This window comes from Actinomadura fibrosa (genome assembly GCF_900659615.1).
In the GTDB taxonomy this organism is placed as follows: domain Bacteria; phylum Actinomycetota; class Actinomycetes; order Streptosporangiales; family Streptosporangiaceae; genus Spirillospora; species Spirillospora fibrosa.
Map to the genome: position 1 here is coordinate 1 of NZ_CAACUY010000092.1, position 11,208 is coordinate 11,208.

The 11,208-nt window shown below is 74.3% G+C and carries 11 protein-coding genes; 2 read left to right on the forward strand and 9 right to left on the reverse strand.

Annotated features, from left to right (window positions below; all coding sequences use genetic code 11):
- The 3 genes from E1300_RS26725 to E1300_RS26735 all read right to left on the reverse strand — a co-directional run.
- Positions 1 to 597, reverse strand: a 597-nt coding sequence (locus E1300_RS26725; protein ID WP_131759829.1) for a hypothetical protein, incomplete at its 3' end; no start/stop codon positions are given.
- Positions 598 to 662: 65 nt separating this feature from the next.
- Positions 663 to 935: a hypothetical protein gene (locus E1300_RS26730; protein ID WP_131759830.1), complete on the reverse strand. Its 273-nt coding sequence runs from the start codon at positions 933 to 935 to the stop codon at positions 663 to 665.
- 146 nt (positions 936 to 1,081) lie between these two features.
- Positions 1,082 to 1,894 carry a phytanoyl-CoA dioxygenase family protein gene (locus E1300_RS26735; RefSeq protein ID WP_131759831.1) on the reverse strand — a complete coding sequence of 271 codons (813 nt, stop codon included), beginning with the start codon at positions 1,892 to 1,894 and terminating at the stop codon, positions 1,082 to 1,084.
- Between the two features lie 151 nt (positions 1,895 to 2,045).
- On the opposite strand from E1300_RS26735, the gene E1300_RS26740 reads away from it, so the two are divergent.
- Complete coding sequence (locus tag E1300_RS26740; protein WP_131759832.1) at positions 2,046 to 2,582, forward strand: dihydrofolate reductase family protein; 537 nt, start codon at positions 2,046 to 2,048, stop codon at positions 2,580 to 2,582.
- 111 nt (positions 2,583 to 2,693) lie between these two features.
- Positions 2,694 to 3,668 carry a S1C family serine protease gene (locus E1300_RS26745; protein ID WP_207399969.1) on the forward strand — a complete coding sequence of 325 codons (975 nt, stop codon included), beginning with the start codon at positions 2,694 to 2,696 and terminating at the stop codon, positions 3,666 to 3,668.
- 55 nt (positions 3,669 to 3,723) lie between these two features.
- On the opposite strand, the gene E1300_RS26750 is transcribed toward E1300_RS26745, so the two are convergent.
- From E1300_RS26750 to E1300_RS26775, 6 genes are all read right to left on the reverse strand, one after another.
- Positions 3,724 to 4,329, reverse strand: coding sequence for a cadmium resistance transporter (locus E1300_RS26750; RefSeq protein ID WP_207399970.1), 606 nt, complete (start codon positions 4,327 to 4,329; stop codon positions 3,724 to 3,726).
- Positions 4,330 to 4,415: 86 nt separating this feature from the next.
- Positions 4,416 to 5,393 (reverse strand): FAD binding domain-containing protein, encoded by a 978-nt coding sequence (locus E1300_RS53525; RefSeq protein ID WP_131759834.1) that lies wholly within the window; start codon positions 5,391 to 5,393, stop codon positions 4,416 to 4,418.
- Positions 5,390 to 7,732, reverse strand: a complete 2,343-nt coding sequence (locus E1300_RS26760; RefSeq protein ID WP_131759835.1) for a xanthine dehydrogenase family protein molybdopterin-binding subunit — start codon at positions 7,730 to 7,732, stop codon at positions 5,390 to 5,392. The genes E1300_RS53525 and E1300_RS26760 overlap by 4 nt, the downstream gene beginning before the upstream one ends.
- Before the next feature lie 286 nt (positions 7,733 to 8,018).
- Entirely contained in the window at positions 8,019 to 9,206 is a 1,188-nt protein-coding gene (locus E1300_RS26765; protein ID WP_131759836.1) for an acyl-CoA dehydrogenase family protein, read from the reverse strand.
- A 2-nt stretch (positions 9,207 to 9,208) separates the two neighbouring features.
- Complete coding sequence (locus E1300_RS26770) at positions 9,209 to 10,315, reverse strand: acyl-CoA dehydrogenase family protein (RefSeq protein ID WP_131759837.1); 1,107 nt, start codon at positions 10,313 to 10,315, stop codon at positions 9,209 to 9,211.
- 43 nt (positions 10,316 to 10,358) lie between these two features.
- Positions 10,359 to 11,135, reverse strand: coding sequence for a PaaI family thioesterase (locus E1300_RS26775; protein WP_131759838.1), 777 nt, complete (start codon positions 11,133 to 11,135; stop codon positions 10,359 to 10,361).
- Between the last annotated feature and the right edge of the window lie 73 nt (positions 11,136 to 11,208).

Consider the following 11,208-nt stretch of genomic DNA (forward strand, 5'->3'; position numbering starts at 1 on the left):
CGCCGCGTCCGCGACCGCCCGCGACCGCTCGGCCAGCTCGCGGTCGGCGCCCCTCGCCTCGCGGCGCAGCAGGCCGGCGAGCACCGCGGCCAGCAGGCCCTGCACCACCAGCACGACCGGCGCCTCCCGCGGTCCCGGCGCGCCGACCATGTACACGAAGGCGACGACGACCGCGACTCCCAGCCCGAACGGCTGCCGCGACCCGAACTGGACGAGGAAGACCCCGCTGCTGACGACGATGTCCACCCAGCCCGTCCCGGCACTGGCCCGCAGCACCTGTGCCGGGGCGACCCACGACTGCGACAGGCAGAGGCCGGCCACCACCACGACGTCGACCACCAGCACCCGAGTCAAGGGCCCCCGCCGCAGCAGGACCGCGGTGAAGATCGCAGCCCACACCAGCAGCACGGCCACGCACCCGAGCGTCCAGCCGGGCCGCGCCACCGAGTCCACGGCCATCAGCGCGACCACCGCGCCCGCGATCGCGCTCGTCAGGCGCAGCGCCACCATGAGATGCACCGCCTTGCGCCGCACCCCTTGCTGCGCCGGACCGTCCTCGTCCGCGGCCTCTGCCGCCGCGTGACGCCGGCCCGCCATGAACACGTCCCGTAGCGGAACGAAGGGGCGCCGGGCAGGCACACGGGCCGCGATCCGACGCCCGGTCAGGGCCGAAGGATCCAGAGGACCCATTGGAGAGTGCCCGCGCGGCATTGGAACCTGCTCCAGTCTCCGCGCTCCTGGCCCTGGTAGCCCGCCGTGACGCAGCCGTCGTGAGTCCAGTACTTCCCCTCGATCTCCCAGCCCGCGAGCGGAGACCGGCCGCCGGACCGTACCTGCGCGGCCGAACCGGCCAGCGCGAAGTCGGACGAGGTGACGGGGACCATGGCCACGCCCGCCGTCACGGCGGCCAGAGCCAGGCGGGTACCGGAAAGCATGATCGGCCTCTCCCTCCGAGAACCCGGGTCCTCACGTTAGGGATCCTGTTGACTACAGGGTGTCACTTCTCCGGGCCCGCGGGCATCCGTGAAAACACGTACACGCAGAGTAGCGATCACACGACGGCCCGCCGTCCGCGGCGTGCTCAGCCCTGGCGCCGACCATTCCGGGTCCTGCCGCGTCCGCGTCTGATGGCGATCTCCACTGGCGAGAAGGCCCCGTCCCGGCGGTCGAGGTCGAGCGGCTGAGAGGGGTCGAGCTTGGGCTGGCCGAGGAAGCGCGGCGTGGTGCCGTGGTGAGGCTGGCCGGCGTGAACCAGGAACGGGTGGCAAAGGTAGACATCACCAGCGTTACCCGTTGCGTGGGCGATGGGCCGGTGCGTGGTGGCGGCCTCCGCGCGCCGTCCGAGTTCCCTGGCGTCCAGTCCGGCCTCGCCTTCCGGTTCCAGGACGCGCGCGGCGTCCAGGTGCGAGCCGATGCGCAGGCGGGTGGGCGCGTCCTGGTCTCCCACGTCGGAGAAGAGGAAGAACATCCGCAGTGCGCAGTCCTTGGACTCGATGTTCGCGCGCCACCTCATGTAGTCGGTGGAACCCGCGTCCAGATCGTCGCCGGGGAAGCTGACGTCGATGTGCCAGGTGTCGATGACGGCTGTCTCGGCACTGGGGAACCGGATCACGAAGCCGCCCAGGCCGGTGCGCGGTGTCCAGCGTCCCGGGCCCACGAGATCGTCGAACGCGGCGTGCAGGCGGGGCGTGTTGGCCGCGGCCCTGAACGGTTCGTGCGCGTAGTCGGGACGCGTGATCACCGGACGCGGCCAGGTGGCCGGATCGTGCGGGTCGGCATCGATGTCCCGCCAGATGATGCCGCGGCACTCGTCCGCGATCTCCCTCGGGAAGGCCTCGTCGATGCGGACGAAGCCGTCCTCGATGAAGGCGTTGATCTGCGCGTCGTCGAGCATGATCCCCACCGTGGCCGCCGTCCGCCGATCGCGGCAACCCGTTTTCGGCGCCACGGAACTAAAGAGGGCACGACGCCTCGCCTAAGGCATCGGCCCCATGTGCCCGGCCGGTGACGCCGACATCCTGGATGGGAACCAGATCGGAGAAGACATGCGCAAAGTCGTGCTCTACCACCTGATGTCCCTCGACGGGATCGCCCACGAGGACGGCGACTGGCTCGCCGATGACGGCCCCCAGCTGATCTCGTACCTCGGCAGGGTCATCGAGACCCAGGACGACGTCGTGCTGGGCCGCGGGACCTACGACTACTGGGCCGGGCACTGGCCGAAGTCGGATTTCGAGCCCTTCGCCAGCTTCATCAACGGCACTCAGAAGCACGTCGTCACGTCCACTGATCTCACTCAGGACTGGGCGAACAGCACTCCGGTCACCACGTCGCTGCACGACTACGTGACCGAACTGAAGCAGCGGCCCGGACGTGACATCGGCGTCCACGGGAGCATCACTCTGGCCCGCGCGCTGCTGCACGCCGAACTCCTCGACGAGCTCCGGCTGGTCGTTGCCCCCGCAGTGGTCGGCCACGGGAACCGCGTGTTCCAAGGCGGCAGCCTCCAGCAATGGAAGCTGCGCGACCTGGAGCGAGGCACCAACGGCACCCTGTTCCTCGACTACAGCCGCAGGAACTAAGGCAGGCAGCCTGTCCGCAGCGCGGATTCGTCGCGGTTTTCCTGCGGCCATTTGAACGGGGCACGGGTGGAGCGGAGTACTTATCGGTGACCGATGAGTGCGAGGAGCTTCATGAGTTATCCCCCGCAGGCCGACTCCCGGTACGACGCCGAGTGGATGACCGCACCGTACGGGCTGCGCGACGACGTCCGGTACGGGATGGACGACCAGCGTGTCTCCGGTTATCCGTCGGCTCCGTCTCCCCGCGCGTGGCCGCAGGACGATCGGGTCGGACGTCCGATGCCCTCCGACCCGTGGGCGTCGTCCGGCTTCGACGAGCCGCGCCGGGGCGGCGGCGGGGTCGGCCGGGGCGTCGTGGCGGCCGTGCTCGCGGCGTTGGTGGCCGGCGCGGCGGCGGGGGCCGTGGCCGGGCGGCTGACCGCCGGGACGCCCGCGCCCGCGACGTCCTCGGTATCGGCGACCGGAGGGGCCGGCGCGGGCGGCGATCTGAGCGGGGTGGCGGCGCGGGTGCAGCCGAGCGTGGTGTCGATCGAGGTGCGGTCGGGGAACTCGGGGGCCACCGGTTCGGGGTTCGTGATCGACCGGCGCGGCCATCTGCTGACCAACGCGCACGTCATCCAGGGCGGACGGCAGGTCACCGTCGTGCTGGCCAACCGGCGCCGTGTCGCGGCGCGGGTCGTCGGGGCCGACCGCGCGGCGGATCTGGCGGTGCTGGCGATTCCCGCGGGACGGAGTCCGGCGCCGTTGGCGTTCGGCCGGTCCGCGGACGTGCGGGTCGGCGAACCGGTGCTGGCGCTCGGCTCGCCGCTCGGCCTGCAAGGCACCGTGACCAGCGGCATCGTCAGCGCGCTCAACCGGCGGGTGCGCATGGGCGGCGGCGCGGGCGGCACCGCGTTGCAGACCGACGCGTCCATCAACCCGGGCAACTCCGGCGGCCCGCTGGTCAACGCGCGCGGTGAGGTCATCGGGGTCGACACCGCGATCGCGACCCTGGCGCAGGGCGAGAACAGCGGCTCGATCGGCATCGGGTTCGCCATTCCCGCGGATCAGGCCAAGCAGGGCGCCCAACGACTCACGGGCCCGTAGCGGCCTTGAGCGCGGGACGATCCGAGCGGGTGACGGCGGCGGGCGTCCACCGCGGTCAGAACAGCCTCGGCAGGACGCCGGACGTGGCGATGATGAGGGTGCCGATGGTGATGAAGACGGCGGGGACGAGCCACTGGCCGTAGCGCTCGACGATCGCGATGACCCTCGTGTGCGAGCCGAGCCAGGAGCCGGCCAGGCACCACAGGACGACTCCGACCGCGAACACGCCGATGGTGACGGCCGTGGCCGCGGTGCCGACGGTCCGGAAGACGGGGGTGTAGACGGAGACGTTGTCGGCTCCGTTGGCGATGGTCACTCCGGCGACCGACAGCAGGCCGGTCGCGACGGCCGGCGGGGCGGTGTCCTCGCCGCCGCGGGCGCGGACGGCGGCGACCAGGGCTTTGACGCCGAGCGCGAGGGGGAGCAGTCCGAGCAGCCCGACCCAGTCGTCCGGGACGATCGTCAGGCCGAGCGCGGCGATCACGGACACGAGCACCAGGACCGCGATCCCCGCGCCCTGGCCGCCCCAGATCTGCCAAGCGCGAGGCCGGCCGGTGGCGCGTGAGGACAGGAAGAGCACCGTCAGGACGATGAGGTCGTCCACGTTCGTCCCCGCGAACATGCCCGCCGCCGTCGCCATGGTGCCCACGATCCCGTCCACGGTCGGGAAGGTACTGCATCGATTCATCGCGGCCGGGAGCAGGGCTCTGCGTCACCTCGGAGGGATTCCGGGTTGCCTTCGCCGCGTCAGTCGGGGTCGCTGCCGACGATCACGGTCGCGAGCTCGGTGCGGGAGCCGACGCCTGCCTTCGGGTAGATCCGGTAGAGGTGGGAGCCGATCGTCCGCGGGGACAGGAAGAGCCGCTCGCCGATCTCCCGGTTGCTCAGGCCTTGCGCCACCAGTCGGGCGACCTGGAGTTCCTGCGGGGTGAGCTGGTCGATCCCGAACGCCACGCTGCGCCGGGTCTCGCCGGAGGCCCGCAGTTCCCGGTGGGCGCGCTCGGCCCAGGGACGGGCGCCGAGCGCGTCGAACGTGTCGGCCGCGGCGCGCAGCGGCGTCGAGCCGAGGCCGAACAGGCCGATGCCGCAGCGCGCCACCCGCCCGCCGGGGTCGAGCTCCACGGCGACGGCGGCGCCCGCGATCGCGAAGTCGCCGCGCCGCCGGGCGAACTCCTCGACCGCGAACCCGGAGCGGTCCCGCCGGACGGGGAACGCGGCGCCGGTGAGGATCTCGTCCTCGGCCAGGTCCGTCTCGTAGACGCCGGTGAAGAAGTCCGCGGCCGCCACGGTGCGGCGGCCGCGGGGCGACAGCACCTCGAACCGCGCGCCGAGGGCGAGGGCCACGGCCGGGTACTCGGCGGCGGCGTCCCCGTGGGACAGCGACCCGCCGAGCGTGCCGCGGTTGCGGATCTGGAAGTGCCCGATCAGCGGGGTGGCGCGGGCCAGCAGCGGGACGTCGCGGGCCACGGCGGCGGACCCCTCGATCGCCGCCTGGCTGGTCATCGCGCCGATCCACAGGTCCCCGTTCCGCCGCTCGACGCCGCGCAGGTCGTCCGCGCGGCGCAGGTCGACCAGGTGCTCCGGCATGGCGAGGCGGAGCGCGAGCATCGGGACGAGGCTCTGCCCGCCCGCGATCGGCTTGGCGTCCTCGCCCAGACCGGCGAGCAGGGACACGGCCTCCGCGGCGCCCTCGGGGGCGTGGTAGCCGAACGCGGCGGCCTTCACGGCGCCACCTCCCGCCGCGCCTCGCGGACCAGCGCGACGATCGCCTCCGGGGTCAGCGGCAGCCGCGTGATCTCCACGCCGAAGGGCGCGAGCGCGTCGGCGACCGCGTTGATCACCGCGGGCGGGGCGCCGATCGCGCCGCCCTCCCCGGCGCCCTTGTAGCCGCCGGGGCCGGGGCCCGGCGTCTCGACGTGCCCGTACTCGATGCCGGGCACCTCGGCGGCCGTGGGCAGCAGGTAGTCCATCAGCGTCGTGGTGACGGGGTTGCCGTCCGCGTCGTAGGCGAGGTGCTCGTACAGCACCCCGCCGATGCCCTGGACGGTGCCGCCCGCGATCTGGCCCTCCACCACGCTCGGATTGATCATGGGTCCGCAGTCCTCGCTGACGATGTGCCGGAGCAGGGTCACCCGCCCGGCCCGCGGGTCGACCTCGCAGGTGGACACGTGCGTGGCGTTGGCCCAGATGATCGGGTGCTCCGGGGAGTAGCGGCCGCTCGCCTCCAGGCCCGCCGGGACGCCGGGCGGGAGGCTCGCGGGCTCGAAGTAGGCGAGGTTCGCGATCTCCGCGAGCGTCACCCCGGCCGACGGGACCCCGCGGACCGAGGCCCGGCCGCCCGCCAGCTCGATGTCCTCGGCCGCGGCCTCCAGGCGGTGCGCGGCGATCGCCGTGATCCGCTCGCGCAGGACGGACGCCGTCTCCGCGACCGCGCCCGCGGTCATCGAGCCGGAGCGGCTGCCCGCCGCGCCGCCCCCGAACGGCGTGACCGCGGTGTCGCCCTGCACGGTGCTGACGTCGGCGATGTCCACGCCGAGCGCGTCGGCGGTGAGCTGGACGACGGTGGTCTCGATGCTGTTGCCGCTGGACCCGCCGGAGACGTACACGTTGACCTTGCCGGACGGCTCGATCCGGATCGTCGCGCCCTCGGTCGCGTGCAGCGCCATCGCGGCCGTCGTCGGCTCGACGTAGGTGCAGGTGCCGACGCCGAGGTAGCGGCCCTCGGCGCGGGCCCGCTCCTGCTCTCTGCGGAACGCGCCGTAGTCCAGTATCTTCAGCGCCTGCTCGAACGTCTCCATGGGGGAGATGTCGTCGTAGGGCATCCCGTTGGGGTTGGTGTACGGCAGGTCCTCGCGGCGGATCAGGTTGCGGCGGCGCAGCTCGGCCGGGTCGACGCCCATCCGGCGGGCGGCGGCGTCCAGCAGCACCTCGCGCGTCACCGACTCGAACTGCCAGGGGCCGCGGTACGCGGTGCGCCCGGAGGTGTTGGAGAACACGCACGTCGAGGTGAACGTGGCGTCGGGCACCCGGTACGGGCCGGGGAAGAACATGCCGACCGCCGCGGCGGTGCCCACCGGCCACGGCGTCGGGTAGGCCCCGACGTCCTGGACGTAGTCGATCGAGGCGGCGAGGATCTTTCCCTCGGAGTCGAACGCGATCCGCGCGTCGGCGTGCTCGTGGCGCGACTTCCCGGCGGCGAGGAGGTTCTCCCGCCGGTCCTCGATCCACTTCAGCGGCCCCGGCACCTTCGGCGCGGCGAGCATGACGCACATGTCCTCGCGCTGCGGCGCCACCTTCTGCCCGAACCCGCCGCCGGTGTCGCGCATCACGACCCGCACCCGGTGCTCGTCGACGCCGAGCAGCCGGGAGCAGAACAGCCGCACCTCGTGCGGCGACTGGGTCGCCGCCCACAGCGTCAGCTCGCCGGTGGCCGCCGACCACTCCGCGACCAGCCCCCGCGTCTCCATCGGCACCTGCGCGTACGCCTGCTGGTAGATCGTCGCCTCGACCACGTGCGCCGCCGCGTCGAAGATCGGCGCGAGCTCTTCCGCGGGCCGGGCGGCGAGCTCGCCCGCCACGTTGCGCGGATAGCCCTCGTGGACGAGGTCGTCCGACTCGCGCGCGGTGACGTAGTCCACGACCGGCGGGAGCGGCTCGTAGTCGACCTCCACCAGCTCGGCGGCGTCCTCGGCGAGGTAGCGGTCGTCGGCGACGACCATCGCGACCGGGTCGCCGACGAACCGCACCTCGTCCCGGGCCAGCGGGGGGCGGGGCGTGTCCGGGACGTCGCGGCCGATCAGCGTGTACCACTGCTCGTGCACGCCCGGGTTCAGGTCGTCGGCGAGGAACACGGCGTGGACCCCGTCGAGCTCCAGCGCCGCCGTGGCGTCGATCCCGGTGATCCGGGCGCGGGCCAGCGGGCTGCGGACGAAGCACGCGTGCACCATGCCGGGCCGGACGACGTCGTCCACGAACGTTCCGTGCCCGGTCAGGAGCCGCGCGTCCTCCACCCGGGGCACGCGCGTCCCGGCGTAGCGGGCGGCGGCGGCCCGCACCGCGCTCACCGCCCCGCCCGCGCGGCGCGGTCCTGTGCGGTGCGGTCCTGTGCGGCGCGGTGCGGTGGGGCGGCGCGGCGAGCGGGCTCGCCGCGAGGTGGTTCGCCTGGGGTGGGGTGTCTCACGGGGCCTCCCGGGCCGTGCGCGCGGTCCGCCGCCGGCGTGCGGGGCGGGGCGCTGTCGATCGCATGATGCTGGGCAGTCGCTCAGCATTGCTGAGCACTTGCTTAGCCTCCATTCGCGCGGCGGGTCAAGGCCGCCGCCGGGAGGGGACGCGGGTGACCGGTTCCGGTCATCACGGGCCGCCCTTCCCGGGGCGGTTGCGGGGCAGGCCGAGATGCCGCTCGGCGATGACGTCCCGCAGGACCTCGCTGGCCCCGCCGTAGATGGTGGTGACCACCGCGGCCCGGAAGTCCCGCTCGAACGCGCCACCGGCGGGCGCCCCGGGCGCGTCCGGCGCGAGCACGCCCGCCGCGCCGAGGATGTCGAGGGCGTCGCTGTAGTGCCGCTGCGACGCCTCGCTGTAGAACAGCTTGCTCATCGTCCCCTCGACGCCCGGGACGCCGCCCTTCGCGGCGCGCCAGTTCATCCAGAGGCCGAGGAGGCGGGAGACCTCCTCGTCCACGGCCATCCGGCCGATGCGCTCGGCGGCCGACGGGTCGTCAAGGACGCGGCTCCCGTCGGGGCGGCGCGTCGCGCTCGCCCACGCCCCCAGCTTCCCGGCCAGGCCCTTGCGCATCGTCCCCGGGTTGCCGACGCCCCGCTCGTACACCAGCGCCACCTTCATGACGTTCCACCCGTCGTTCACCCCGCCGATCAGGGCCGAGCCGGGCACGCGCACGCCCGTGTAGAAGGTGGCGTTGGTGACCTGGCCGCCGAGCGTGTGAATCGGCCGGCGCTCGTACCCGGGGACGCCGGTCGGGACGAGGAAGAGCGACAGGCCCTTGTGCTTGGCGGCGTCCGGGTCCGTGCGGGCGAGCACGAAGACGTGGCTGCACACCTGGGCGGTGCTGGTGAACATCTTCTGGCCGTCGATGACCCATCCGTCGCCGTCCCGGACGGCGGTGGTCCGCGCCGCGGCCACGTCCGAGCCGGAGTCGGGCTCGCTGTAGCCGAGCGCGGCCAGCAGCTCGCCGCGCAGCGCCGCGGGGATGTACGCGCGCTTCTGTTCCTCGGTGCCGACGTGCTCGATCGTGCGGATCACCATGGTCGTCGTCGACCAGCCGTCGAAGTGCAGGCCGCGCCGCGTGCACTCCTCGAAGACGGCCTGCGCGAAGCCGGGGGAGACGTCGCCGCCGCCGTACTCCGGCGCCCAGCCCGCCGCGAGCAGCCCGTCGCGCGCGAACAGCGCGTGCAGCTCCGGGGTCTGGTGGCAGCCGCTGCGGAGCTGCTCGGCCACCCATTCCGGGCGCACGTTGGCGTCGGCCCACTCCCGGGCCGCCGCGCGGTGGGCGGCCAGCTCGTCGGGTTCGGCGAAGTCCATCGTCAGCCTTCCGTGTCCGTCGCCGGCCCCGGCCGGCCTTCTGACGCGTCGTCCCGGCCCGTGCCGTACGGGCGGCCGTACAGGCGGCGGGCCAGCGCGGCGTAGGCGGCGGCGCGGTCGCCGGCGAGCAGCGGCCAGGCCTTGGCGCGCCGGAAGTACAGCTGGATGTCGTATTCGAGGGTGTAGCCGTAGCCGCCGTGGAAGTGGAGGCTGTCGGACGCCGTCCGGAAGGCGGTCTCCGACGCGAACAGGAACGCCATCTCGGCGAGCGCGTCCGCCTCCGGCAGGCCGGCGTTGCGCGCCCAGGCGGCCTCGTAGGCGAGCAGCCGGGCCCCTTCGAGCGCGGTCGCGTCGTCCGCCAGGCGGTGCTGGACGGTCTGGAACGAGCCGATCAGCGTGCCGAACGCCCGGCGGTGCGCGACGTAGCCGAGGCCGAGGCCGAGCGCCTTCGCCGCGACGCCCGCGAGCGCCGCCGCGGTGAGCAGCCGCCAGTGGAGCACCGCGCGGCCGTGCGCGGCGAGCGCGTCCGCGCCGGTCGCGAGCACGGTCGCCTCGCCCTCGTCCAGGCGGCGGTCGGCGACGGGCATGGACCCGAGGTTCGGCATGGACCCCAGGTTCGGGACGGCGCCGCGCGTCCCGCCCGCCGCCTCCACGGCGAGCAGCTCCTCGCCGCGCAGGGCGATGACCAGGTCGGCCACCGCGCCCGCCGGGACCAGGCGCGCGACGTCCCCGTCCGCCGGGCGCAGCGCGACCGTCGCCGCGAGGTCGCCCGCGACGGCCCGCGCCGCCAGCGGCTCCGGGACGGCGGCCCGGGGCAGCGAGACGAGCAGGTCGTTCGCGACCGCCGCCTCGACGAGCGGCACCGGCGCCACCGACCACCCGGCGGCCTCGGCGGCGAGCGCCAGCTCCACCGACCCGGCACCGCCGCCGCCGCGCTCCGCTGGGACGGCGATCGACGGCAGCCCCAGCCCGACCGCCTTCCGCCACAGGGACGCGTCGAAGCCGAGCGGCTCCGCGGCCCGGACGGCCTCGGGAGGCGACTCCTTGCCGAAGAAGTCGCGGAGGGTGGCGCGCAGCGCCTCCTGGTCGTCGGTGAGGTCGAGGTTCACGGGCCGGCCGCCTCTCCGCGGGATGCGTCCGGCGGCGCCGGGGTCACCGGGCCGCCTCGGTCCTGGCGGTGGCGGCGACCGAGAGCCGGTCGCCGCCGCCCGCGTCGCGCACGTCGACGCGGGCGAGCCCGCCGTGCGGCCGGGCGGTGGCGACCACCGGCCCGACGCGGACGGGCTGGAGGTAGCGCAGGTGGAGCGAGCACAGCGCCGTGCCGGGCGCCAGCGACAGGACCGCCTCCTCCGCGGCCAGCGCGATGAGCCCGCCGTTGACCGTGCCGGACGCGTTGAGCCCGTCGCCCGACCGGGGGAGCACCGCCGTGCCCGGCCCCGTCCGGCGGCAGCCCGCCCGCTCGGCCAGCGGGACGGCGAGCCGCTGCTCCGGCGGCGGCGCGTCGAGGGTGAGCCGCTCGGGCAGCCGCAGCGCCGGATCGGGCGCGGACACGAACGACCCCGTCGCGACCGCGAACGGCTCGCCGCGCGCCGAGGCGAACTCGACGTCCGCGACGACGATGGAGCGGCCGGCCTTGAGGGTCCGGGCGGCCGCCAGCACGGTCCCGGACTCCGGCGCGGGCCGGAAGAGGTGCACGTCGAGGTCCACGGTGACCGGCACCCGGGGCGCGAGGGCGTCCGCCGCGAGGAGGCCGGTCAGCGTGTCGGCCCAGGTGGCGAGGATGGACGTCCGCAGCCGCGGGGTCCCCGGCACGTGCATCGGCGGCGTGACCGGGGCCGACCCGCGCATGCCCCCGCCGCCGTCCCGCACGGCGCTCAGGCCGAGCTCCCTGAGGATGTGCGACCGGCTTCCGGCGGTGCCGGTGGGCATGGGCGGCTCCTCTGCTGAGATTAATGCTCGCGCTTGATGAGAATATCATTCTCGCCCCCGTGTGCCGAGGGGC